At 51.5% G+C, this 22,912-nt stretch carries 23 protein-coding genes and 2 pseudogenes; 14 read left to right on the forward strand and 11 right to left on the reverse strand.

Annotated features, from left to right (window positions below; all coding sequences use genetic code 11):
• Positions 1-98 precede the first annotated feature (98 nt).
• The 4 genes from uhpA (at position 99) to uhpT (ending at position 5,062) form a co-directional block, all read left to right on the forward strand.
• Positions 99-692: a transcriptional regulator UhpA gene (uhpA, locus tag NNO03_RS13630; RefSeq protein ID WP_048213756.1), complete on the forward strand. Its 594-nt coding sequence runs from the start codon at positions 99-101 to the stop codon at positions 690-692.
• Positions 689-2,191 carry a signal transduction histidine-protein kinase/phosphatase UhpB gene (uhpB, locus tag NNO03_RS13635; RefSeq protein ID WP_271449757.1) on the forward strand — a complete coding sequence of 501 codons (1,503 nt, stop codon included), beginning with the start codon at positions 689-691 and terminating at the stop codon, positions 2,189-2,191. The genes uhpA and uhpB overlap by 4 nt, the downstream gene beginning before the upstream one ends.
• Positions 2,192-2,200: 9 nt before the next feature.
• Entirely contained in the window at positions 2,201-3,529 is a 1,329-nt protein-coding gene (locus NNO03_RS13640) for an MFS transporter (protein ID WP_271449758.1), read from the forward strand.
• A 141-nt stretch (positions 3,530-3,670) separates the two neighbouring features.
• A complete protein-coding gene (gene uhpT, locus NNO03_RS13645; protein ID WP_271441422.1) occupies positions 3,671-5,062 on the forward strand; it encodes a hexose-6-phosphate:phosphate antiporter in 1,392 nt (463 codons plus the stop codon).
• Between the two features lie 42 nt (positions 5,063-5,104).
• On the opposite strand, the gene NNO03_RS13650 is transcribed toward uhpT, so the two are convergent.
• On the reverse strand, positions 5,105-6,010 hold the full coding sequence (locus NNO03_RS13650) for a LysR family transcriptional regulator (protein ID WP_271449759.1): 906 nt from the start codon (positions 6,008-6,010) through the stop codon (positions 5,105-5,107).
• A 105-nt stretch (positions 6,011-6,115) separates the two neighbouring features.
• Between NNO03_RS13650 and NNO03_RS13655 the strand changes: the two genes are divergently transcribed.
• From NNO03_RS13655 to nepI, 3 genes are all read left to right on the forward strand, one after another.
• Positions 6,116-6,568, forward strand: coding sequence for a DUF1198 family protein (locus tag NNO03_RS13655; protein WP_271441420.1), 453 nt, complete (start codon positions 6,116-6,118; stop codon positions 6,566-6,568).
• Positions 6,569-6,667: 99 nt separating this feature from the next.
• Complete coding sequence (locus tag NNO03_RS13660; protein ID WP_271449760.1) at positions 6,668-7,192, forward strand: SRPBCC domain-containing protein; 525 nt, start codon at positions 6,668-6,670, stop codon at positions 7,190-7,192.
• 144 nt (positions 7,193-7,336) lie between these two features.
• Positions 7,337-8,530 (forward strand): purine ribonucleoside efflux pump NepI, encoded by a 1,194-nt coding sequence (gene nepI / locus NNO03_RS13665; protein WP_271449761.1) that lies wholly within the window; start codon positions 7,337-7,339, stop codon positions 8,528-8,530.
• A 46-nt stretch (positions 8,531-8,576) separates the two neighbouring features.
• On the opposite strand, the gene NNO03_RS13670 is transcribed toward nepI, so the two are convergent.
• Positions 8,577-9,959 carry a glycoside hydrolase family 1 protein gene (locus NNO03_RS13670; RefSeq protein ID WP_271449762.1) on the reverse strand — a complete coding sequence of 461 codons (1,383 nt, stop codon included), beginning with the start codon at positions 9,957-9,959 and terminating at the stop codon, positions 8,577-8,579.
• A gap of 94 nt (positions 9,960-10,053) precedes the next feature.
• Positions 10,054-10,347 (reverse strand): YicS family protein, encoded by a 294-nt coding sequence (locus NNO03_RS13675; protein WP_202037365.1) that lies wholly within the window; start codon positions 10,345-10,347, stop codon positions 10,054-10,056.
• 129 nt (positions 10,348-10,476) lie between these two features.
• Here NNO03_RS13675 and NNO03_RS13680 point away from each other — a divergent pair, with 129 nt between their 5' ends.
• The 4 genes and pseudogenes from NNO03_RS13680 (at position 10,477) to nlpA (ending at position 12,242) form a co-directional block, all read left to right on the forward strand.
• Entirely contained in the window at positions 10,477-10,893 is a 417-nt protein-coding gene (locus NNO03_RS13680) for a GNAT family N-acetyltransferase (protein ID WP_271449763.1), read from the forward strand.
• Between the two features lie 76 nt (positions 10,894-10,969).
• Positions 10,970-11,205, forward strand: a pseudogene (locus tag NNO03_RS13685) (sigma 54-interacting transcriptional regulator); the annotation flags it as partial.
• Positions 11,201-11,299: pseudogene (locus NNO03_RS22735) on the forward strand (ISNCY family transposase); the annotation flags it as partial. The pseudogenes NNO03_RS13685 and NNO03_RS22735, both read left to right, overlap by 5 nt.
• Positions 11,300-11,423: 124 nt before the next feature.
• Positions 11,424-12,242: a lipoprotein NlpA gene (gene nlpA / locus NNO03_RS13690; RefSeq protein ID WP_271449764.1), complete on the forward strand. Its 819-nt coding sequence runs from the start codon at positions 11,424-11,426 to the stop codon at positions 12,240-12,242.
• Between the two features lie 28 nt (positions 12,243-12,270).
• Here the strand turns inward: nlpA and NNO03_RS13695 are convergent, their stop codons facing one another.
• A complete protein-coding gene (locus tag NNO03_RS13695; RefSeq protein WP_271441409.1) occupies positions 12,271-13,173 on the reverse strand; it encodes a carboxylate/amino acid/amine transporter in 903 nt (300 codons plus the stop codon).
• 25 nt (positions 13,174-13,198) lie between these two features.
• Entirely contained in the window at positions 13,199-14,143 is a 945-nt protein-coding gene (locus NNO03_RS13700; protein ID WP_271449765.1) for a LysR substrate-binding domain-containing protein, read from the reverse strand.
• Between the two features lie 147 nt (positions 14,144-14,290).
• On the opposite strand from NNO03_RS13700, the gene NNO03_RS13705 reads away from it, so the two are divergent.
• The gene (locus NNO03_RS13705) at positions 14,291-15,067 is read left to right on the forward strand and encodes an SDR family NAD(P)-dependent oxidoreductase (RefSeq protein ID WP_271449766.1); all 777 of its coding nucleotides are present in this window, start codon (positions 14,291-14,293) and stop codon (positions 15,065-15,067) included.
• Positions 15,068-15,137: 70 nt separating this feature from the next.
• Here the strand turns inward: NNO03_RS13705 and NNO03_RS13710 are convergent, their stop codons facing one another.
• From NNO03_RS13710 to NNO03_RS13720, 3 genes are all read right to left on the reverse strand, one after another.
• Entirely contained in the window at positions 15,138-15,818 is a 681-nt protein-coding gene (locus tag NNO03_RS13710) for a hydrolase (protein ID WP_202037376.1), read from the reverse strand.
• A gap of 494 nt (positions 15,819-16,312) precedes the next feature.
• Positions 16,313-16,603 carry a putative quinol monooxygenase gene (locus NNO03_RS13715; RefSeq protein ID WP_271449771.1) on the reverse strand — a complete coding sequence of 97 codons (291 nt, stop codon included), beginning with the start codon at positions 16,601-16,603 and terminating at the stop codon, positions 16,313-16,315.
• 16 nt (positions 16,604-16,619) lie between these two features.
• On the reverse strand, positions 16,620-17,627 hold the full coding sequence (locus NNO03_RS13720) for a zinc-binding alcohol dehydrogenase family protein (RefSeq protein WP_271449767.1): 1,008 nt from the start codon (positions 17,625-17,627) through the stop codon (positions 16,620-16,622).
• 104 nt (positions 17,628-17,731) lie between these two features.
• On the opposite strand from NNO03_RS13720, the gene NNO03_RS13725 reads away from it, so the two are divergent.
• Entirely contained in the window at positions 17,732-18,634 is a 903-nt protein-coding gene (locus tag NNO03_RS13725) for a LysR family transcriptional regulator (protein ID WP_271442791.1), read from the forward strand.
• Between the two features lie 36 nt (positions 18,635-18,670).
• Here NNO03_RS13725 and NNO03_RS13730 read toward each other — a convergent pair whose 3' ends face one another.
• The 3 genes from NNO03_RS13730 to NNO03_RS13740 all read right to left on the reverse strand — a co-directional run bounded on the left by NNO03_RS13730 (position 18,671) and on the right by NNO03_RS13740 (position 21,748).
• Complete coding sequence (locus NNO03_RS13730) at positions 18,671-20,167, reverse strand: C69 family dipeptidase (protein WP_271449768.1); 1,497 nt, start codon at positions 20,165-20,167, stop codon at positions 18,671-18,673.
• A 344-nt stretch (positions 20,168-20,511) separates the two neighbouring features.
• Positions 20,512-20,976 carry a hypothetical protein gene (locus NNO03_RS13735; RefSeq protein ID WP_271442793.1) on the reverse strand — a complete coding sequence of 155 codons (465 nt, stop codon included), beginning with the start codon at positions 20,974-20,976 and terminating at the stop codon, positions 20,512-20,514.
• The gene (locus NNO03_RS13740; RefSeq protein WP_271442794.1) at positions 20,960-21,748 is read right to left on the reverse strand and encodes a winged helix-turn-helix domain-containing protein; all 789 of its coding nucleotides are present in this window, start codon (positions 21,746-21,748) and stop codon (positions 20,960-20,962) included. Before NNO03_RS13740 ends, NNO03_RS13735 begins: the two co-directional genes overlap by 17 nt.
• Positions 21,749-22,323: 575 nt before the next feature.
• Here NNO03_RS13740 and NNO03_RS13745 point away from each other — a divergent pair.
• A partial coding sequence (locus NNO03_RS13745; RefSeq protein ID WP_271449769.1) for a helix-turn-helix transcriptional regulator occupies positions 22,324-22,912 on the forward strand: 589 nt, incomplete at its 3' end.

A 22,912-nucleotide genomic window follows, 5' to 3' on the forward strand; every position in this document is an offset into this window, starting at 1 on the left:
TTTGCTGGATGGCGGCATTCATGCCTTGTCCGGCCTACCTTCTTGTAGGCCAGATAAGCGCAGCGCCATCAGGCGTTTTCCAGCCCCAGGACAACCCCATGATCACCGTAGCCCTTATCGACGACCACACTATCGTTCGCTCTGGCTTTGCCCAACTGCTGGGCCTTGAACCCGATTTGCAGGTTGTGGCTGAGTTTGGCTCAGGTAGCGAGGCGCTGGCAGGATTGCCAGGGCGCGGCGTGCAGGTCTGTATCTGCGACATCTCCATGCCTGACATTTCCGGCCTCGAACTGCTAAGCCAGTTGCCAAAAGGCATGGCGATTATCATGCTCTCCGTCCACGACAGCCCGGCGCTGGTGGAGCAGGCGTTGAACGCAGGGGCGCGAGGCTTCCTCTCAAAACGCTGTAGCCCCGATGAGCTGATTGCCGCGGTGCGTACCGTGGCGACTGGCGGCTGCTATTTAACGCCGGACATCGCCGTCAAACTGGCGGCCGGGCGTCAGGACCCGCTAACCAAACGCGAACGTCAGGTGGCAGAAAAACTGGCGCAAGGGATGGCAGTCAAAGAGATTGCGGCTGAACTGGGCTTGTCACCAAAAACGGTACACGTGCACCGCGCCAACCTGATGGAAAAGTTGGGCGTAAGCAACGATGTTGAGTTGGCACGGCGGATGTTTGACGGCTGGCAATGAACACGTTCTTTTCCCGGTTAGTCACCATTGTTGCCTGCTTTTTTATCTTCTCTGCCGCATGGTTTTGCCTGTGGAGCATCAGCCTGCATCTGGTTGAACGCCCGGAGCTGGCAGTGCTGCTGTTTCCATTCGGCCTGCGCCTGGGGTTGATGCTGCAATGCCCGCGCGGCTACTGGCCGGTACTGTTGGGTGCGGAATGGCTGCTTCTGTTTTGGCTGGCACAGGAAGTGGCACTGTCCCATCTGCCACTTTTGGTGATCGGTAGCTTTCTCACCTTACTTCCCGTCGCACTGACCTCACGTTTCCGCCATCAGCGTGACTGGCGCACATTGTTATTACAGGGGGCAGCACTGACCGCGGCGGCATTGCTGCAATCGCTACCATGGCTTGGGCAAGGTGAAGAGGCGTGGACCGTGCTGCTGCTAACACTCACTGGTGGACTGACGCTGGCGCCGATCTGCCTGGTGTTCTGGCACTATCTGACCAGCACCACCTGGCTGCCGCTGGGACCGGCGGTGGTTTCTCAACCTGTGAACTGGCGCGGACGACATCTGGTCTGGTATCTGCTGTTGTTCAGTGTCAGCCTGTGGTTGCAGTTGGGCCTGCCGAATGAGCTGTCACGCTTTACGCCGTTTTGCCTCGCGCTGCCGATTATTGCACTTGCCTGGCACTATGGCTGGCAGGGGGCGCTGATCGCCACGTTGATGAATGCCATCGCGCTGATTGCCAGCCAGACCTGGCACGACCATCCCGTCGACTTGCTGCTCTCCTTGCTGGCGCAGAGCCTGACCGGTCTGCTGCTCGGCGCGGGTATTCAGCGCCTGCGTGAACTCAACCAGTCGTTGCAAAACGAGCTGGCGCGTAATCATCGTTTGGCGGAACGTTTGTTGGAAACCGAAGAAAGCGTGCGCCGCGACGTGGCGCGTGAACTGCACGACGATATCGGGCAGACCATTACCGCGATTCGTACTCAGGCCGGTATCGTTCAGCGACTGGCGCCGGAAAACGCAGGCGTGAAGCGCAGTGGGGCGCATATTGAGCAGCTTTCACTCGGGGTATACGATTCGGTACGTCGCCTGTTGGGGCGTTTACGCCCGCGCCAGTTAGATGATTTAACCCTGGAGCAGGCTATCCGTTCATTGATGCGGGAAATGGAGCTGGAAAGTCGCGGTATCGTCAGCCACCTCGACTGGCATATTGATGAATCAGAACTCAGCGAGAGTCAGCGGGTGACGCTGTTTCGCGTCTGCCAGGAAGGACTGAACAATATTGTTAAGCATGCCAATGCCAGCGCGGTGACGTTGCAGGGCTGGCTACAGGATGAGCGGTTGATGCTGGTGATTGAGGACGATGGCAGCGGCCTGCCGCCGGGTTCGAATCAGCAAGGATTTGGCCTCACCGGGATGCGTGAGCGCATTACGGCCCTCGGCGGTAAGCTTTCGATATCCTGTACGCACGGTACGCGGGTCAGCGTCTCTTTGCCTCAGCGTTATGTGTAAGGAATGGCAATGTTTCAGTTTCTAAAAGCCCCGGCTAATGCGCCACTCATTACCAATAAAAGTGAAGTAGATGCCCGTTATCGCTACTGGCGGCGGCATATTCTGACCACCATCTGGCTTGGCTATGCGCTGTTTTATTTCACGCGCAAAAGCTTCAACGCGGCGGTGCCGGATATCCTGACCAGCGGTGTGCTGACCCGCAGCGATATTGGTCTGTTGGCAACGCTGTTTTACATCACTTACGGCCTGTCGAAGTTTGTCTCTGGTATCGTCAGCGATCGTTCCAACGCCCGCTATTTTATGGGCATTGGCTTGATTGCAACCGGCGTGGTAAACATCCTGTTTGGTTTCTCGACCTCGCTTTGGGCCTTTGCGCTACTGTGGGCACTGAATGCGTTCTTTCAGGGCTGGGGATCGCCGGTATGCGCCCGTTTGCTGACTGCCTGGTACTCGCGTACCGAGCGTGGTGGCTGGTGGGCGCTATGGAACACCGCACATAACGTCGGCGGGGCGCTGATCCCGATGGTGATGGCGGCGACGGCGCTGCATTATGGCTGGCGTGCAGGAATGATGATTGCCGGAATACTGGCGATTGTGGTGGGATTTTTCCTGTGCTGGAGATTGCGCGACAGGCCGCAGGCGATTGGCTTACCCCCGGTTGGCGACTGGCGGCACGATGAGTTAGAAATTGCCCAGCAGCAGGAGGGCGCAGGCTTAACCCGCAAAGAAATTCTCACCCGCTATGTATTGCTGAATCCCTACATCTGGCTGCTGTCGTTGTGTTATGTGCTGGTGTACGTGGTACGTGCAGCGATCAACGACTGGGGTAATCTGTACATGTCAGAAACGCTGGGGGTCGATCTGGTGACCGCCAACACCGCGGTGACCATGTTTGAGCTGGGCGGATTTGTCGGCGCGCTGGTGGCGGGTTGGGGCTCGGACAAGCTGTTTAACGGCAATCGTGGGCCAATGAACCTGATTTTTGCCGCCGGGATTTTGCTCTCCGTCGGTTCGTTGTGGCTGATGCCGTTCGCCAGCTACGTGATGCAAGCGGCGTGCTTTTTCACCACCGGATTCTTCGTTTTTGGCCCGCAAATGCTGATTGGTATGGCGGCGGCGGAGTGCTCGCACAAAGAGGCGGCGGGTGCGGCAACCGGGTTTGTCGGGCTGTTTGCCTATCTGGGCGCTTCACTCTCCGGCTGGCCGCTGGCGAAGGTGATGGAGGTTTGGCACTGGACAGGATTCTTTGTGGTGATCGCTATTGCGGCGGGAATTTCCGCGCTGCTGCTGCTGCCGTTTTTAAACGCCCAGGCCCCGCGCGATCTCAACGAAGCGTGATGCACCTCACCTTTTTGCCCCGAGTGGGGTAAAACTAAGAAATTTTCCCGGTTTCACCTGGACGCTGTCTCAGGCGTGATCCCGGGCTGATTTTTACAATGCCTGCTATTCGCAGGTATAAAAATTAGCTCGGAGAGTCCTATGCTGGCCTTCTTAAACCAGGTGCGCAAGCCGACCCTGGATCTGCCGCTCGATGTGCGGCGCAAAATGTGGTTCAAACCGTTCATGCAGTCGTATCTGGTGGTCTTCATCGGCTACCTGACCATGTACCTGATCCGCAAAAACTTCAACATCGCGCAGAACGACATGATCTCCACCTACGGGCTGAGCATGACGCAGTTGGGGATGATTGGCCTGGGCTTCTCCATCACCTACGGCGTGGGTAAAACGCTGGTTTCTTATTACGCGGATGGCAAAAACACCAAGCAGTTCCTGCCGTTTATGTTGATCCTCTCTGCTATCTGTATGCTCGGCTTCAGTGCCAGCATGGGCGCAGGTTCAACCAGCCTGTTCCTGATGATTACCTTCTACGCGCTGAGCGGTTTCTTCCAGAGTACTGGCGGTTCGTGTAGTTATTCCACCATCACCAAATGGACACCTCGCCGTAAACGTGGTTCTTACCTCGGTATGTGGAACATTTCCCACAACCTCGGTGGTGCCGGTGCGGCGGGTGTGGCGTTGTTTGGTGCCAACTACCTGTTCGACGGTCACGTCATTGGTATGTTTATCTTCCCATCGATTATCGCCCTGATTGTTGGCTTTATCGGCCTGCGCTATGGCAGCGACTCCCCGGAATCTTATGGTCTGGGGAAAGCTGAAGAGCTGTTCGGTGAAGAGATCAGCGAAGAAGACAAAGAGACCGAAGAAAATGACATGACCAAGTGGCAGATCTTTGTTGAGTATGTGCTGAAAAACAAAGTGATCTGGCTGCTGTGCTTCTCCAACATCTTCCTGTACGTGGTCCGTATTGGTATCGACCAGTGGTCTACCGTGTACGCGTTCCAGGAACTGAAGCTCTCCAAAGAAGTGGCGATTCAGGGCTTTACTCTGTTTGAAGTGGGTGCACTGGTCGGTACGTTGCTGTGGGGCTGGCTCTCTGACCTGGCAAACGGTCGCCGGGCGCTGGTGGCCTGTGTGGCACTGGCATTAATCATTGCGACACTGGGTGTTTACCAGCACGCCAGCAACCAGTATGTCTATCTGGCTTCGCTGTTTGCCCTCGGCTTCCTGGTGTTTGGCCCGCAGCTGTTAATCGGTGTCGCAGCCGTTGGTTTCGTACCGAAAAAAGCGATCGGCGCTGCCGATGGGATTAAAGGGACATTTGCCTATTTGATCGGTGACAGCTTCGCCAAGCTGGGTCTGGGGATGATTGCTGATGGTACACCGGTTTTCGGTCTGACTGGCTGGGCAGGTACCTTCGCCGCGCTGGATACCGCCGCTATCGGTTGTATCTGCCTGATGGCTATCGTGGCCGTGTTTGAAGAACGTAAAATTCGTCGCGAGAAAAAGATCCAGCAATTGAAAGTCGCTTAAGTGTGTAGTGGTAACTTTTACCCGCCTTCATGGCGGGTTTTTTTATGGTTTAGACTGACTGGTTTCATGCACCAGATTGCGTAGCCACTGATGCGCCGCATCGCGGTGCGTGCGTTCGTGCCAGGCCATACTTTTAGTAAAACCAGCAATGGGCAGCGGCGGTGGCACAACGTGCATCCGGGGATCGGTATAGGCCAGCCGGGCAGGGACGACGGCAATCATCTCGCTAATCGCGAGGATATCCGGCAGAACCAGAAAACTGCTGACTGACAAACCAATCTGTCGTTTTCGTCCAACATCTGCCAGCGCATCATCGGTGACCCCCCAGAAACTTTCCCCCTTATAAGAAACCAGCACATGCTCCAGCGCGCAGAAGCGATCGAGTGTTAACGCCTGATGGGCATCGGGATGATCATGACGCATGAGACAAACATACTCTTCGTTATATAACGGGCGGTTGTGCAGATTATCCGGTGTTGAATCCGGCGTCAGCAGCGCCAGGTCAATTTTACCCTGCTCAAACTGTGTTGTTAGCTGCTCCGGCTCAACGGGAACGACCCGCACACGAATACCTGGCGCACGTGCGCGAAGCGCGGCGATAAACGGCACGATCACCGCTTTAAGGGCGTAATCGGTCGCGGCGACGGTAAAGGTGAGTACCGCGGTGAGCGGGTCGAACTGCGCGGGCTTAAGCAGGATATCAATGTCGCTGAGGATCTGTTTGATGGGCGCAGCCATTTCGCGAGCCCGTAATGTTGGGACAATACCGTGCGGTGTGCGGACAAACAGCGGATCGTCAAAATAATCACGCAGACGGTTTAGCATGCCGCTAACCGCCGGTTGGGTGAGCGAGAGTCGTTGCGCCGCCCGGGTGACGTTGCGTTCATCCAGCAGGGCATCCAGCGTTTTCAACAGATTAAGATCGAGGGTTCTGATATCAGATTTCATGATGTCTGCTCATGGGTTCGATAAGTCACATTATGACACGTTCAGTCGTCGACACAGGTGAATTTGCCGCTATGATGGGCGTCCTGTCGGGTAATGGATGTGCGCATGATTTGGATAATGCTGGCCACGCTGGTTGTTGTTTTTGTTGTGGGTTTTCGGGTACTGACGTCCGGGTCACGGCGCGCGATTCGCCGTCTGAGCGAACGTCTGAGTATTGATGTCGTGCCGGTAGAATCGATGATCGATCAGATGGGGAAAGTGCAGGGAGAGGCGTTTTTACAGTACCTCCATCGACCTGACGAATCGCATCTGCAAAATGCTGCCCAGGTGCTGCTAATCTGGCAAATCGTCATTGTAGACGGTAGTGAACAGAATCTGCTGCAGTGGCACCGGGTGTTGCAAAAAGCCCGGCTGGCCGCGCCGATTACCGACGCACAGGTACGCCTGGCGCTGGGTTTTCTGCGCGAAATGGAGCCGGATATGCAGGAGATAAATGCGTTTCAGATGCGCTATAACGCCTTTTTTCAACCTGAAGATGGAGTGCACTGGTTGCACTGATATCAAAATATATGATGACGGATATTTTTAATCGTCATTATATTTATATCTCTCTCCCGCGCATGATGAACCTCGTTAACTTACACGACGAGGTTCATCATGAAACAAGCGACTCAACAAAGCGCAATTATCTGGCCGCAGGCGTATTTGCCAGGGACGACCGATAACTTTGCCTCCAATGAAATCATTGTTGCCGGACTGAGCACCCGCGCTGTCTGGGCTCAGCTCAACGACACAACGCGCTGGCCGACGTATTACAGCAATGTGGCGGATATCCGATTTCACGATGGCTCCGGACCGTTACTGAGCGTGAACGCCCGTTTCCGTTTCACAACCTTTGGCTTCCCAATTGAAGCGCAAGTCATCGAATATGCGCCACCGGTCGATGGTCAGGCTGCGCGTATTGCCTGGCACGGTTGGGCGGAAGGGGATGCTGATTCGCGTCTGGATGTTGTCCATGCCTGGCTGTTTGAAGATTTACCTGGCGGGCGCGTACGTATTCTGACCCAGGAGTCGCAGCGTGGTGTTCCGGCACAGGAGCTGGCATGCACGCTACCTAATCCGATGATTAACGGTCACCAGGAGTGGATAGTCGGGCTGGCAAGGGCTGCACGTGACGCTTAATTGGGTCAGCAAAGACCCTCTGTTGTAGGCCGGATAAGACGACGTCGCCATCCGGCGATAAACAGTTGCTGAAACGTTAAATACGTCACAAATTTAATGTTACACTGCGTAACTTTTCTACAATAACCCCACGCAGGTAACAAAATGAGTGACGCTATTGAACAAAAATCCCGCGCTGAGGCAAATACCCGACCGAACTGGTCGGCGGTATTCGCCGTGGCGTTCTGTGTTGCCTGCCTGATAACCGTTGAATTTCTGCCCGTCAGTTTGTTGACGCCAATGGCGCAGGACCTCGGTATTTCGGAAGGTGTTGCCGGGCAATCGGTGACCGTAACGGCGTTTGTCGCCATGTTTGCCAGCCTGTTTGTGACACAAATTATTCAGGCAACCGATCGTCGCTATGTCGTGATCCTCTTTTCGGTACTGCTGACAATCTCCTGCCTGCTGGTTTCCTTTGCCAACTCTTTTACCCTGTTGTTGATTGGTCGTGCCTGCCTCGGTCTGGCGCTCGGAGGGTTCTGGGCGATGTCGGCATCGCTGACCATGCGTCTGGTTCCTGCACGGACGGTGCCGAAAGCGTTATCAGTGATCTTTGGCGCAGTCTCTATCGCACTGGTCATTGCCGCCCCGCTGGGGAGTTTTTTAGGCGGCATCATTGGCTGGCGCAACGTCTTTAATGCCGCGGCGGTGATGGGCGTGCTGTGCACCATCTGGGTGGTGAGATCGCTGCCTTCGCTGCCCGGTGAGCCATCACATCAGAAACAAAACATGTTTAGCCTGCTGCAACGACCGGGGGTAATGGCTGGCATGATGGCTATCTTCATGTCCTTTGCCGGGCAGTTTGCCTTCTTTACCTACATCCGCCCGGTGTACATGAATTTGGCGGGATTTGATGTGGATGGTTTGACGCTGGTGCTGCTGAGCTTTGGTATTGCCAGCTTTGTCGGGACGTCGCTCTCGTCGGTAATCCTGAAACGTTCGGTCAAACTGGCATTAGCCGGAGCACCGCTGGTGCTCGCGCTCAGCGCGCTGGTGCTGATTTTGTGGGGGAGTGACAAAGTGGTGGCGGCCGCAATTGCGATTATCTGGGGGCTGTCGTTTGCGCTGGTACCGGTCGGCTGGTCGACGTGGATCACCCGTTCTTTGGCCGATCAGGCAGAGAAAGCCGGGTCCGTTCAGGTCGCCGTGATCCAGCTTGCCAATACCTGCGGGGCAGCGGTGGGAGGCTATGCGCTCGATAACCTTGGTTTGCTGTCTCCCTTGATGCTCTCAGGTGCTCTGATGCTGCTGACGGCGCTTCTGGTGGCGGCGAAAGTTCGCATAAAAGGTATGCAATAAACTAAAGCTCGGTATGCCGGATCGCTATCCGGCATCCAGGTTGGTTTTAATCAAAACCATTGTTTTCGGCGGTATGAGCAAACCATTCGCCACTCTTTTTCACCGTGCGTTTTTGCGTTTCCAGATCGAGCTGGACAAAACCGTAGCGGTTTTTGTATCCGTTCAGCCATGACCAGTTATCAATAAAGGTCCACATATGGTAGCCAAGACAATTGCAGCCTTCGCTAATGCCTTTATGTAGCCATTTCAGATGTTCAGATACAAATTCAATACGATAGCTGTCGTTTATCTGATCCTGCTGGATGAAACGCTGCTCATTTTCGACACCCATACCGTTTTCAGAAATAAAACAGCGTGGATTGCCGTAATTATCACGCAGGTTGGTAATAATATCGTAAATACCCGGCTCATATATTTCCCAGCCACGGTAAGGGTTCATTTTACGTCCCGGCATTTCGTAGTAATCAAATAACCATTCCGGCATAAACGGCGCGTTCGGATTGACTGCGCTATCACGACATTTCACGCGGCGCGGTTGGTAATAGTTAATCCCCAGCAGGTCGATTTTGCCGTCGGCGATCAACTGGCTATCGCCCGGCAGGTATGTCGGTAACTGATCGTACTCTTTCAGCAGTTCTACCAGGTCTTCCGGGTACTCACCTTTCAGCACTGGATCGAGGAAACTACGGTTAAAGAGCAGGTCTGCATAGTGTGCGGCTTTTACATCTGCCGGGTTTTGCGAGCGTGGATAAGAAGGCGTTAAATTCAACACTACACCGATTTCGCCGTCATAACCTCCGACGCGCCAGGCCCGAACCGCCATTGAATGTGCCAGAATGGTGTGGTACGCCACCGTCGCGGCGCGTTTGAAATCCACCACGTTAGGGTAGTGGAAATCATACAGATAACCGCCTTCTACCGGGACAATCGGTTCGTTAAAGGTGAACCAGTGCTTCACCCGATTGCCGAACAAGTTAAAGCAGGTCTGTGCATAGTGGCCAAATGCCTCGACCACTTCACGGTTTTCCCAGCCGCCTTTCTCCTGCATCACCATTGGCATGTCAAAATGGAACAGGGTGATAAAGGGCGTAATACCTTGATCCAGCAGCTCGTCGATGACGTTGTTATAAAAATCAACGGCCTCTGGATTCACCTCACCCGTGCCGTTTGGGATCAGGCGTGACCAGCTCAGTGATGTACGAAAGCTGTTATGTTTCAGCTGGTTGAGAAGGGCGATGTCCTGTTTCCAATGCTGATAAAACGTGGATGTGTTCGCCGGGCCAATTCCCTGATGGAAACGACCCGGTTGGCGGTCGAACCACACATCCCAAGTGGTCTGGCTTTTGCCGCCGTTGAGGCTATCACCTTCCGTTTGCAGCGCGGAGCAGGCACTGCCCCACCAGAAGTTCGCAGGAAAACGGTATCTCATTATTGTTGCTCCCTTACTCTTTATTCGTTGTGGCAACAATACGTGTTTTTGCGATACAGAAACCGGTTACAGTACTCATTTTACAACATAATGGCTATAAATCAGGGCATTCAACTTTGCCAAGCGCTTCCCAGTAGTTGTTCTGATTATTTCTTTCTATCGCCACAATGGCTTCGCGAATATGCTGCTGATTGCGTGTATCAGACATAATTGTTTTTTCCCACACTTCATCTGATGGCGACCCCTGTGGGGTGCAAAGTTTGCGCAAATCCTTGAGTACAGTGTTCTTTTCGTGAACCGACTGTAACCCGCCGTAAGCCGAGTCAGCCTGTGCCAGGCCCGGTAGCGTGAAAAGGACGGCAATGATCGGAAAAACGGCTAATTTCATGATAATAATCCTTGTTGTTGATGCGCATCATCTCAAGAGTAAGTGTAGACGGCATACGGCTCACTCATCAGCCTGTGTTAACGATTAAAAATAAATCAGCCAGAAGTTGTAGTCTTTCAGGAGGATAGGATGCAGATACAGATTACTGATACCGTTACAGAAGATGATCAAAATGCGCTGCTTACCGGGCTGCGTGCTTACAATTTCCAGTTCCTGAAAACGACTAATTTTGGCGATTTGGCGGTCTACTGGCGTGATGAACACCATAAGATTCGGGGTGGGCTGATCGGCAAAATCAAAGGCGACTGGTTGTGCATTGAGTTCTTATGGATGGATGACGCCCTGCGCAAAGACGGTTATGGCACAAAGCTGATGCAGGTAGCAGAACAGACGGCACGTGAGCGAGGATGTCTGCATGCGCTGGTTGATACCATGAGTTTCCAGGCGCTGCCGTTTTATCAAAAGAACGGCTATCAGTTGCAAATGACCCTCGATAATTTCCCGGAATCAGGCGCTGCACGCCATTATTTATCAAAAACATTTTGATGTCCGGGAGGATTGCCCGTAACGACTGGATGCCGACTCACTTTCTTGCGCAGCAGAATAGTGTATGTTCTGAACAATCCAGGAAAATCAGGCGGCAGACGTTCCTTTTTTGGCCTGATTGGCGACAATCGCAGTTTGCGCGATGCGGTGGAAAAAGGCCGCGCGGCGGTGCTTTATCCCCGCGGACAACACGTCCTTTTGACCGGTCCTTCTGGTCTCGGCAAAACTTTTTTTGCTGAACTGAGGCACCGTTTTGCCTGTGAATGCGCAACGGGCATGCCCCTGCCGCTGGTTTATTTCAACTGCCCGGATAGCCCATGCCACGCTTGAGAAGGGGATTGATCATGAACTGGTGCTAATTATCACCGGGCTTTCAAGTGATGAACTAACGGCATCTTCCGACTAACTTATCTTTTTCCCGTTATGCTTTTTTCTTCTTGCTGATGCTTTTTCGTTTTTTAAACCGCAGCGGCCTTCCCGTTATAGTCATTTCATTACCCATCAGGCGGTTATTTCAAAAGGATAAAAACGTGAAGCTGAAGATACCTCATTTCGGGGCCGGGGCGGCAATATTGCTGGCGGGATTACTGCTGGCTGGTTGCGATCAGCAGAGCAGCGATGCGAAACATATCAAAGTCGGCGTAATTAACGGGGCAGAGCAGGATGTCGCGGAAGTTGCGAAGAAAGTGGCTAAAGAGAAGTACGGCCTGGATGTCGAACTGGTTGGATTTAGTGGTTCACTGCTCCCCAACGATGCAACCAATCATGGCGAACTGGATGCCAACGTCTTCCAGCACCGTCCGTTCCTTGAACAAGATAATAAAGCGCACGGCTATAAGCTGGTGGCGGTGGGCAATACCTTCGTTTTCCCAATGGCCGGCTATTCGAAAAAAATCAAAACCATTGCTGAGCTGAAAGACGGTGCGACGATTGCCATTCCTAATGATCCGACTAACCTCGGGCGGGCGCTGTTACTGCTGCAAAAAGAGAAATTAATCACTCTGAAAGCGGATACTGGCCTGCTGCCAACGGCGCTGGATATCACCGATAATCCACGGCATCTGAAAATTATGGAGCTGGAAGGTGCGCAGTTACCGCGTGTGCTGGACGATCAGAAAGTGGATGTGGCGATTATCAGTACCACTTATATTCAGCAAACCGGGCTTTCTCCGGTGCATGACAGCGTGTTTATAGAAGACAAAAATTCACCGTACGTGAATATCCTGGTGGCGCGAGAAGACAATAAAGATGCAGAGAATGTAAAAGAATTCCTGCAATCTTATCAGTCACCGGAAGTGGCCAGGGCGGCGGAAACCATCTTTAACGGCGGCGCGGTTCCGGGCTGGTAATCGTAGCCCGTTGCCGCGCCGGTGGGTATTAAACCGCTTTGGCGCGGCGGCGGGAGTCCATTGAGATCAGCACCACGGAAGAGAGGATCAGCAGTGTGCCCAGCCAGTCAGGTAGGGTGAATGTAATGCCCAGCAGCAACAGAGACAGCAACGCGCTACTCAGCGGTTCTGCACAGCTCAAAATGCTTGCTTTCGGGCCGCCAATCATCTGCGCACCTTTCAGGTACAGGCTAAACGTCAGCGACGTGCCGATAACCACCAGATAGAAAAACGCCAGAATCAAACTGCCATTTACCACAAAGTTTGTTCCCTGCCCGGCATAGAACGGGAGCAGGATCATGCCGCCGATCAACATACTCCAGCCGACGACCGGCAACGTTCCGTAGCGTGCGATAAGCGTTGAAGGATAGGTGGTATAAAAAGCCGCGGCGAATGCAGAAGCGATACCCCAGAACAGTGCGGCAGGTGAAATGGACAGCGACGTCGGGTTACCGTGGGTGACCAGCAGGAATGTGCCAACCAGCGAGGTGAATATTGCTGTGAGCACTAAGATCCCCGGTCGCGCTTTTCGCACCACAGAAAACCACGCCACGATAATGGTTGGTGACAAAAACTGCAGCACTGTCGCGGTCGCGGCGTTGGATTTTTCAATGGTCAGCAGGAAGGTTAGCTGTACAGTGAGTGCGCCAACCACGGAAAAAATCAGCAGGCTGATGGCATCTTTGCGGTTTTTGATAATGGAGAAGACTTTGTCGCCGTGCACAAAAGAGAGCATCAGTAGAATGAGTCCGGCAAAAATCAGGCGCGTCATGGTCAGAAACTGTGACGACATCTGGCTTTGCTCCATGATGTACTGTGCACAAACGCCTGAACTTCCCCACAATACGGCGGCAATCAGGACGTTCATCATCCCTCTTCTGGTGGAGCTCATCTTTTCCTCTGCATGTTGTTTTGTCTTATTTATGTGCAGGCATCATAGCAGAGAAGGGATTGATCTCCGCCAGCACATCCGCAATCAGCCAGTCATTAAATACTTTCACCTCCGGGCGCATGGTTGTGTGCTGTGGAGTGACGATGTAGTAAGACCACGCCAGGGGCCAGCGGGTGTTGGGATGAAGCTGAACCAGTTGCCCGTCAGTGAGCAGTTGTTGCACCAGAGCACGGCGCACGATAGCCACACCCTGGCCGCTGAGCGCTGCCAGAATAACTGCTGAGGTAGAGTTGATATGCAGCCCGTTATCGCGAACGGCTGGTGCATGGGTGGCAGACAGGACATCGCTCCAGGCGGGGAAATTGGCACCGGGATGGGGAGTATCATCATGGATCAGCTTCTGTGCCGCCAGCCATTCACCACAGGATATTTTATCTGCCGGAACCATTCGTGGACTGCAGACCAGAACGGCTTCTTCATCCATGAGCCAGGTTTTGTTCACCCCCGGCCAGTCACCCTTTCCGCAGCGTACCCCCAGATCGGCTTCGCCGTGGGCGACATCCATCAGCTTTTCCGTCACGTTCAGGCGTAACTCAATATTTTCATGTGCCTGTGAAAAATGGTTGAGACGGCTCATCAGCCAGTTCATCACCAGTACCTGAGAGGCTGTGATGATCACCACAGAACGCGACCGCCGACCGCGAAGTTTATTTAATCCGGATTCCAGGTTATCCAGTCCCTGTGTTATCTCGCGCAACGCCTCCTGTGCTTCGCTGACCAACGTAAGACGTTCTTTGCCTGAACGGGTACGATGCAGCAGCGGATGGCCTACCCAATCTTCCAGCGCGCGAACCAATTGACCAACGGCCGCAGGCGTCACACCCAATTCCTGCGCTGCGCCGGTAAAGCTGCCATGACGGGCGGTGGCTTCAAAAGCATGTAACCATTTTAGCCGGTTGAGTGAACGCATTTGCCATTTTCCCTTCTCGTTGAATGTTCTGAGTATACGCCAGCAAGATAGATTTTCTTTCTTGATACGCTATTTCTTCTCATTCGTCAGTACCGCCGCCAGCTGGCATCTTTAGTGCATCAACACACTCTTTAAATGAGGTTTGCGATGAACGCATTATTTGCCGGAAAAAAACTGTTAGTGGTGGGTGGCACCAGTGGTATCGGATTTGAAACCGCGAAGCTGATCCTTCAGGGGGGTGGCCGCGTGGTACTGGTTGGCAATCGTGCCGAGAAAGCGGAACGGGCCCGTCAGGCACTGGCGGCGCTGGGTGATGTGGCGGTCATTGTGGCGGATCTGATGTCAGACGCCGGAATGAAGCAGGTAATGGCAACGGTGAACGCCGAGCACAAAGACATTAACCTGCTGGTGAATGCGGCCGGGGTCTTCTTCCCCAAACCGTTTACTGAGCATGACATTGAAGATTATGAACTGTACATGAGCCTCAACCGTGCGACATTTTTTATCACCCGCGATGTCGTGCGAAATATGGTGGCGGCTAACATCCAGGGGGCCATCGTGAATATTGGTTCGATGTGGGCACAGCAGGCGATTGGCGCAACGCCTTCTTCAGCGTACTCAATGGCAAAAGCGGGCCTGCATGCTCTGACCAAAAATCTGGCTATCGAACTGGGCTCTCACGGTATTCGCGTCAACGCCGTTTCGCCAGCCGTCGTGCATACACCTATCTACGAAGGATTTATCCCGAAAGAAGACGTACAAGGTGTGATGAGTAGCTTTGACAGCTTCCATCCGATTGGTCGGGTCGGTACGTCGCGTGATGTGGCTGAATCCGTCGCGTTCCTGTTGTCAGACAAAACGCAATGGGTGACTGGCGCCATCTGGGATGTCGATGGGGGTGTTATGGCTGGACGTAATGGCTGACAGGGGCTGATGCCGCGTATGACAAAACGCCTGCTTATACTAAACAGGCGTTTGTGAAAGAAGGAAAAAGTTAAGCGCGCTGAGAGTCCAGCAGTTCGTTATTTTTCACGACATCCTGGGCTTTGGTATAGCTTTCAATCAGCAACTGATAAGCCGGGAAGATTTTGGTATAGACTTCAGCCCATTCCGCTGCATCTTCCCGATTCCAGGTTTTCTGCAGTTCGGACGCAACTGCGGCAGTATCCATCGGCACAACGCCAGCCTGTACGACGCGGGCCATGGTGATCTCCTGCGCCATTTTGCTGTAAGTGCCGGAAGCATCGATGACTGCAAAGACTTTAAAACCTTCAGCTACCGCACTAATGGCCGGGAATGCCATGCATACACTGGTGATGGTACCGGCAATAATCAGTGTTTTACGACCTGTCGCTTTTACCGCCGCAACAAACTCTTTGTTATCCCAGGCGTTAATTTCACCTTTGCGCGCGACATAATGAGCATGAGGTGCGTTTTCATGAATTTCCGGAATAAGCGGACCATTTGGCCCCTGCGGCACAGAAGCGGTGGTGATCACCGGCATTTTGCATAAGGTGGCGATTTTTGCCAGAGCCGTTGCCCTTGCACGCAGTTCAGTCATTGGCATATCGCCAACGGTCTGGAACAGGCCGCTTTGATGATCGATAAGCAACATAACTGCGTCATTGACATCAATCACTGGGCGTTGGCCATTAAAATTCGCGGGTGTAGACATGATCCACTCCTTGTTGTTGCTTTTTGCGGGTTATCTAACCCGCAGTAAAGTCTATAATCGCCTGGGCGATATCCATTTTGCTCTACAGCTAATTAACCATTATTGACATCATCATGGTTAATTTCAGGGGGCTAAAGTTATCTTTATCAGAATTTCCTTAGTGAACTTAATTTCCTCCCACCCCATTAAAATAACAATGCTTGTTATTATGAAATAATATTTCTGTATTCATCTTTTTTTATGGTATGCACCGGAAGTAAAGGGCGAGAATTTGGCGGATGTTTCTGATTGATATATCTTTATATGATCATTATTATTGTGAAATAGAATGAATATTAACGATATACATTCAATGTTAACTTTGTGATGAAAGCCACTGTTTTTTAGAGGCTAATGAGCATATCTATTTTTTGTCCTGTTATTCTTGTGTTAAGTAAATCCTCAGGTTGGTATTTGTTGTGCTCCCCGAACCGCAGGGGAGCATGGTATTAATATTACGGCTCAATCGGGGTCAGATAATCCAGCCGTAACGGCTCAGCCAGAAGGTCATTCATTTGCAGAATGAATGATTGAAAATGTGGCAGGGCGATATGGTCGTCCAAACCGGCCTGACCGCGCCAGGACTCACGCACGTAAAAAACATCCGGTGTGTCGCGCAACTGGAACAGGTCATACTCAATATTTCCCGGCTCCCGACGAGTGGGGAGTAACAGCGCTTTTAACGCCTGTTTTAGTGCGTTGGTTTTCCCTGGTTTGGCTTTCAGTACCGCAATAATGGAAATAATTTCAGCATCTGACATTCTAAAACCCCTCCAACACAATCTTGCCAACTGAACGACCCGTTTCAATTTGTGCATGCGCTTTTTGCACATTTTCCGCCGTGATAGCGCCAAAATGTTTGCCCAGTGTCGTGCGGATCACGTTGCTGTCGATAAGCTTTGCTACACGCGTTAATAACTGGTGCTGTGCAATGATGTCGTGGGTGGTAAACATCGAACGGGTGAACATAAATTCCCAGTGCAGCGAAATACTTTTGGCTTTTAGCGGACGTGCATCCAGCGTTTGCGGATCATCGATCAGCGCCAGTTTTCCCTGTGGAGCCAGTGCATCAATGATTTGCTGGTAGTGCTGCTCGGTATTATTCAGGCTGGCAACGTGTGTTACCTCCTTGATTCCTATCCGCGCCAGCTCATCCGTTAACGGTTTACTGTGATCAATCACATGGTGCGCACCCGCTTCACGGACCCATTTCTGGCTTTCCGCGCGTGATGCTGTGCCGATCACGGTCATTTTCGTCAGCTTACTGGCCAGTTGAGTCAAAATGGAGCCGACGCCGCCAGCAGCGCCAACAATCAATAAAACATCATTCTCATTGCCACCTTCCTCTACGCCGAGGCGATCGAACAGCATTTCCCATGCGGTAATCGCGGTCAGCGGCAGGGCTGCGGCAGATGCGTTATCCAGTGATTGCGGCTTCAGCGCGGTAATGCGCTCATCAACCAGTTGAAATTCGCTGTTACTCCCGGCGCGACCCAGTGCACCGGCATACCAGACTTCATCACCTGGTGAGAATAATGTCACCGCTTCACCGACGGATTTCACGACACCCACAGCGTCCCAGCCCAGCACGCGCGGCACGTCCGCATTGAAACCTTCGCGAACTTTGGTATCGACTGGATTGACGGAAATCGCTTTCACTTCAACCAGCAGGTCATGCCCAGTGGCGACCGGAACAGGCAACTCTATCTCGTGTAAAAACTCAATGTTGTTGCCGTGGGTTGCGGCGCGAGTAATGGCGATGGCTTTCATGGTCTCTCCGGTTACAGGAATCAGTTGAATAATTCGATGGTAAACCGGCAACAGAACGGGAAAAATAGCCCCACGGCGACAGGACTTATACTCGGGGAGTGAAAATGTTCCGGCTTGAAGATCTCACGTTGTTTGTCCGCGCCGCGGCGCTGAATAGCTTTAGCGATGCCGCACGCGAAGCTGGCGTCCAGCCCGCTCAGGTCAGTTCTGCCATCAAGCGTCTGGAATCCACGCTCACCATCCGCTTGTTTGCCCGTTCCACACGCAGTCTGCGGCTGACGCCGGAAGGCGAGGTTTGGTTGCCCTATGCCCGCCAGATGTTGGATGTGATGCATGCCGGGTTACAAAAAATCCAGACGCCGGAAGATGAAATTTCAGGCACGCTGCAAATAGCCGTTCCTTCCGATCTCGGGCGGAATTTGTTGCTGCCGGTTTTTCAGTCATTTCGACGCCGTTATCCTGCGCTGCGTCTGCGGATCTTTTTCTCCGATCAGGTCACGGATGTCTTTAAAGACCCCGTCGATGTCGCTTTTCGCTACGGCAATACAGAAGATGCGTCTTACATCGCGCTGCCCGTTGCACCGGGTAACCGACGTGTGCTGGTGGCTTCTCCGGAGTGGGTTTTGCAAAACGGTGAGCCGCAATGTCCGGATGATTTAGCACAACTGAATGCCATGACCTTTGTATTGCGTGGGCGGCTGCACGATCGCTGGACGTTTACGCGCAACGGTGAGGTGAGCAGTGTGCAAGTCAACGGCACCATTATGAGCGACGATGCTGAAGTGATCCGCCGACTGGCGATTGCCGGCGAGGGGATAGCGTACAAGTCGTGGCTGGATGTGAGTGAAGATGTGCGTGACGGTCGATTACAACTGCTGATGCCGGATTATCAGGGAGAAAAAGTCCCACTGAATATGATATGCCCGCATCGGAAGCAGCTTTCAACGGCGGTGCGCCTGTTGCACGAGGCGGTGAAGGCGCGGTGTGAAATGCTGGCGCAACGCTAATACGCGCTTTGCGCCAGCCTATTATCGCGTCGTGACTCAGTCTTTCTTCGCGGCGTTAGCAAAGAAAATATCAGACTGAATGTCTTTGGTGCGGAGGGTGAACAGCTGATTGGTCAGGTCTTCCGTCAGCTTCTCAGCATCGGCCATGATGCGCAAGTTGAAGTCATTCAGCATCTTATCCGCAGCAGGCTTATCAGTTTTCGCCATCTTCAAATATTCTGCTTCGACCTCTTTTTGCTCCTTCGCAACTTTATCTTCCCACGCTTTGTAGGCTTTTTTAACGATTGGCGCGAGCTTCGGATAATCGGTCATCGTCAGCGTCTGCAATTTACGATATTTCCAGTAAATAGACTGATCGTCCGCCTTATCTGTACCCATCGTATAGTTGGCCGGATAGGCTTTCAGACCGCTGTAGTACGGAACGAAAGCGGTGAGATCGGCCATACCCAAACCGATATAAGTCGTTTCACCAATCTCTTTTGGCAACCACGGACGTACCTGCATGACGTGTGCCTCGTAGGTACGGAACACGCTGACAGGGCGCCACGGCTCTTTCCCGTTCAGGCCGTTGGTATAGGGGTCATGGCTGGTGCCTTCATAGTGATTACGCAGTACCGCCTTCACATCATCCAGCGTCATTTTCTTCTCTGGCGTCATGAAGACCGGGAATTCACGACCGTTAGCCATATCCTGTTTTACAGAAGGATTGAACGCTTTCTGGATGGTCCAGACACGGGGATCGTTATAGTTACGGTCGCGTTCATCATCACGGGTATAGACTTTGGAGAAGTTGAATTTGCCATCTTTTGCCTGATCGTAAAGACCTTTTTCAGTGGCGAACTCAACCAGGTTTTTCGATGCCATCATGTCCGGGTTTTTAGGATCATAATCCTGTAAACGTCCCTGATTACCGGTAGCAAAGTACTGATTGTTGGGCAGACGCTGCGCCATCCACTGGTGGCCGCTACCGGTCTCCAGATACCAGATTTCGTTATCATCCACGACGGCGACCCCAAAGCCTTCACCTGCACCGGCGGTTTCAACGATATGGCCGAGCAGTGCTACGGCTTCCCGTGCGGTTTTACTCTGTGACAGCAGAATATCCGGGATATCGTCTTCGGTGATCCCTTTATCCTCAACGTACGGATCGACTGCCAGTGCTTTTGGCGAGGCAAAAATAGATTCTGTACCGCTTACGCCAACACCCAGTTCGTTAAACCCGGTTGCGCCGTGCAGTTGGGTTTTCCAGTTAGGAACGGTGGTATAACGCAGGGAGTTTTTCGGCAGGGGCCAGGTAAAATCATTTGCGCCATTATGCGCTTTGGTGCTGTAAACACCGGTCTGGTTCTGTTTTGCCGGATGAATGACAAAATGTTGAGCTTTCAGGGCATCACTGTCGGCACTACGGGCAACCAACATCGATCCGTCCGCTGATGCTTCATTGCCAACCAGCAGGGTTGTACAGGCAAAACCCGATGAAACGACGGCCAGGTTAATAGAAAGTGCAATCAGGCACTTTTTAAACGTAAACATTAAATATCCCTCAATAAGTGCGCCATAAATACATCGGAAACACATTGTTTCCTGAAATGCGATAACGTCTGAATGGTCAGACATTGCTCGCCGGAGAGATAAACGTCCCTGCCCACGTTTTCTCCAAATATCCATTGGTCTGTTGAAGTCTTCGGGACGAAATAACGCGTCCATTTCGCTTAATTATTACGCAATGAATATCAAGGTATTCAGGAGGTTTCCTGATTCGGGGGAAAGAATAGCAATGGGTTATTGGTGGATTCAGTGACACATGTCTCGTAAGTCAATGATGACAAATATGCATCACCACGGAGAAACTGTATTTTTTGTATCTGAATCTGATGTTACTTTTTGCGGCAGTACAGTGAGGGAACACTTGAACTTGCAAAAATCCATGCGCCTTTATACTCCTCCATCACCAGGCTCAGACTCCGTCCGGTCTGGCGATAAAACCCTGGCAGAGTATTGTTGATATCGGCCTCATCTGCTGTGTCAGCGAAGGTTTTTACGACCTGCATCGCCTGCAGTAATCGCGCATCGTGCTGCCGGGTATAGCTAAAATAAATGTTTCTGCTGATATCCGTGGTGTTATGCCCATATAACTTTCCGGTGATGGTCGCCAGCCCTTCATCATTACGCATGCGAAACGATACTGTGCCGGTAAAACGCTTGTTGCCAATATTCCATTCAACGTTTCCCACACAATTCAGTGGCTGGTCAGCATACCGCGAATGCCATAACCAGGCACCTGAACCGAACATCACGACCAGCACGGCTACGAGCAGGGTCCGATTACGTGTTTTTTTCATTTCTTGTCTCGTGCATCCAGTAGTAATGGGTGGTACAAAATGCGCGAGCATCTACCCGCGCATCTTTATCGCATACAAATGCCACTACTCTTTCTGTTTTACGGTAACCGGTAAGAAACACATGTTTGTTTTTTTCACAGAGCTCGGGATGTAACTGCATCAGGCTGAAATAGCCCTCGTGATCTTGCTCATTTGGTGAATAATAAATTTTGCAGTTCTGACGCGATGGAATCTGCATAGAGATGGACACAAAATTGTTAAACGGCATGGTCGGGCGCGTCTGATACCACACCAGCCAGATAATCAGGATGACGATAACCGCGCTGGCGGTAAATAAAAGATTCCACCAGGCGACCTGCGTTGTTTGTGCCGGGGGGAGTATTACCTCAGGGTCGTTATGTCCTGGAATACTGGCTGACAAAGAAACATCACCAGGAGAAAGCGTAATTGTCTCTACCTGCGTATTTTCATTCAATGTAAGTCCGCGGCGGGAAATAGTTTTCACCGTATCACGGGGCAACCCGACATCCGCCAATGCATTACGTAGTGTCAGAATAGCCTGGTAGAGGGTATTGGTCGTCGTGACATTATTTCTCTCTCCCCAGCCTACTTTTATCAGCGTGTTCTGAGAAACAATGTCACTCGCGTGAGTAATTAAATAGAGAAAACACAGCGAGGCAGGAAGTTGCAGTTGAATTGCATGCCCGGTCTGCCTGTTGACCAGACTTTTGTTATCAGGATTGAATTCGACCAACTGATTGATAAGGTACAATTGCCCGGCCCTCTGTCACGTAACGTACCACGGGGTGCTGTAGTGCACCTTTTAATACTACATGCAAATTGATAGCGCGCCTCTATCTTTGTACATGATCGAGGATAAGATTTTTTTGTTAATCATTAAAACCCTTTAAATACAAATAGTTATCGATATTATTTCTTAGGTGAGAATTAGCTAAGGTGAAATAATAAGAATTCATTACAGTTTTATCTGAATGACAATTATATTTATCCCCAGCATCACATGGGTGATTGAGTTATCAGAATTGTGTTATTAATAAGTATCGTTCATTAAGGTTGTATTTTAGCAAATAGTGCTATATTCGGATTTATCCTATAGTCCGGGTTTATGCATAAAAATCCTAATGAACTGGCGAATAATCCGATATAAAACGTCGGAATACTACGCTGTATCATGTTATTTATAGCCAATGTTAATTTACTCCTCAGGAGTTTATAACATTTCTAATGACTCACTGTTATTAACTGACATGGAACTCACAATGTGTTGGATTGACACATTTATTTACCAATGAAATATTTAGGGAAAAATAGCAGGGGTCATCGTTGATGAAAATAAAACCGCTACAGAGTGTTCGTTGCATAAGCTGTGAATTATCCTGTCAATTATTTCCGGATGCTGCGGTACGGGCACAGTACTGTCACCGTGCCGCCTTTGCAATCTGGCCAGAGGGAAATCGTTTTCTGAAAACAGGAATTATCGAAAAACTCCTGCTTAATAATCAGAACTATTTATCTCATGGGTTTATTTTTATTGATTTTTCATTCCCGAATTTGCGCCTGTTTGCCGATCCGCACTGGGTGGATCGCCTGACGCAAAGTGGTATGCATATCGTTCTGATATCTGACAGGATCCTGACGCCGCTAGCCAATTACTGGCTTGCAAAAAGTAATAAAATACAAGGTATTATTTATTCTGACGATGATGAGGATGTCCAGCACCAGAAAATCCGCCGACTGTTCACTGGCCATCTCGCCAATAGCAAACGCGGACGCTCACTAAACTACACGGAAATGATATTACTCAAGCGATTTGTTTCAGGTATTAGTATTCAGCAAATAACCAAGATAGACAATATAGATGTTAAAAGAATATATGTATATAAACTTCGGCTTGAAGATAAGCTCGGTCTAAGTA

The organism is Citrobacter sp. Igbk 16, from assembly GCF_028069755.1.
Classification (GTDB): Bacteria; Pseudomonadota; Gammaproteobacteria; order Enterobacterales; family Enterobacteriaceae; genus Citrobacter.

Bases quoted from the DNA above. Each gene is read 5' to 3' on its own strand.
- NNO03_RS13675 (WP_202037365.1), bottom strand. From the start codon at position 10,347: ATGAAATTAGCCGTTTTTCCGATCATTGCCGTCCTTTTCACGCTACCG.
- NNO03_RS13640 (WP_271449758.1), top strand. From the start codon at position 2,201: ATGTTTCAGTTTCTAAAAGCCCCGGCTAATGCGCCACTCATTACCAAT.
- NNO03_RS13730 (WP_271449768.1), bottom strand. From the start codon at position 20,167: ATGTTTACGTTTAAAAAGTGCCTGATTGCACTTTCTATTAACCTGGCC.
- NNO03_RS13705 (WP_271449766.1), top strand. From the start codon at position 14,291: ATGAACGCATTATTTGCCGGAAAAAAACTGTTAGTGGTGGGTGGCACC.
- NNO03_RS13720 (WP_271449767.1), bottom strand. From the start codon at position 17,627: ATGAAAGCCATCGCCATTACTCGCGCCGCAACCCACGGCAACAACATT.
- uhpT (WP_271441422.1), top strand. From the start codon at position 3,671: ATGCTGGCCTTCTTAAACCAGGTGCGCAAGCCGACCCTGGATCTGCCG.
- NNO03_RS13695 (WP_271441409.1), bottom strand. From the start codon at position 13,173: ATGAGCTCCACCAGAAGAGGGATGATGAACGTCCTGATTGCCGCCGTA.
- nepI (WP_271449761.1), top strand. From the start codon at position 7,337: ATGAGTGACGCTATTGAACAAAAATCCCGCGCTGAGGCAAATACCCGA.
- NNO03_RS13660 (WP_271449760.1), top strand. From the start codon at position 6,668: ATGAAACAAGCGACTCAACAAAGCGCAATTATCTGGCCGCAGGCGTAT.
- NNO03_RS13670 (WP_271449762.1), bottom strand. From the start codon at position 9,959: ATGAGATACCGTTTTCCTGCGAACTTCTGGTGGGGCAGTGCCTGCTCC.
- NNO03_RS13680 (WP_271449763.1), top strand. From the start codon at position 10,477: ATGCAGATACAGATTACTGATACCGTTACAGAAGATGATCAAAATGCG.
- NNO03_RS13710 (WP_202037376.1), bottom strand. From the start codon at position 15,818: ATGTCTACACCCGCGAATTTTAATGGCCAACGCCCAGTGATTGATGTC.
- NNO03_RS13725 (WP_271442791.1), top strand. From the start codon at position 17,732: ATGTTCCGGCTTGAAGATCTCACGTTGTTTGTCCGCGCCGCGGCGCTG.
- uhpB (WP_271449757.1), top strand. From the start codon at position 689: ATGAACACGTTCTTTTCCCGGTTAGTCACCATTGTTGCCTGCTTTTTT.
- NNO03_RS13655 (WP_271441420.1), top strand. From the start codon at position 6,116: ATGATTTGGATAATGCTGGCCACGCTGGTTGTTGTTTTTGTTGTGGGT.
- NNO03_RS13700 (WP_271449765.1), bottom strand. From the start codon at position 14,143: ATGCGTTCACTCAACCGGCTAAAATGGTTACATGCTTTTGAAGCCACC.
- NNO03_RS13650 (WP_271449759.1), bottom strand. From the start codon at position 6,010: ATGAAATCTGATATCAGAACCCTCGATCTTAATCTGTTGAAAACGCTG.
- uhpA (WP_048213756.1), top strand. From the start codon at position 99: ATGATCACCGTAGCCCTTATCGACGACCACACTATCGTTCGCTCTGGC.
- NNO03_RS13735 (WP_271442793.1), bottom strand. From the start codon at position 20,976: ATGAAAAAAACACGTAATCGGACCCTGCTCGTAGCCGTGCTGGTCGTG.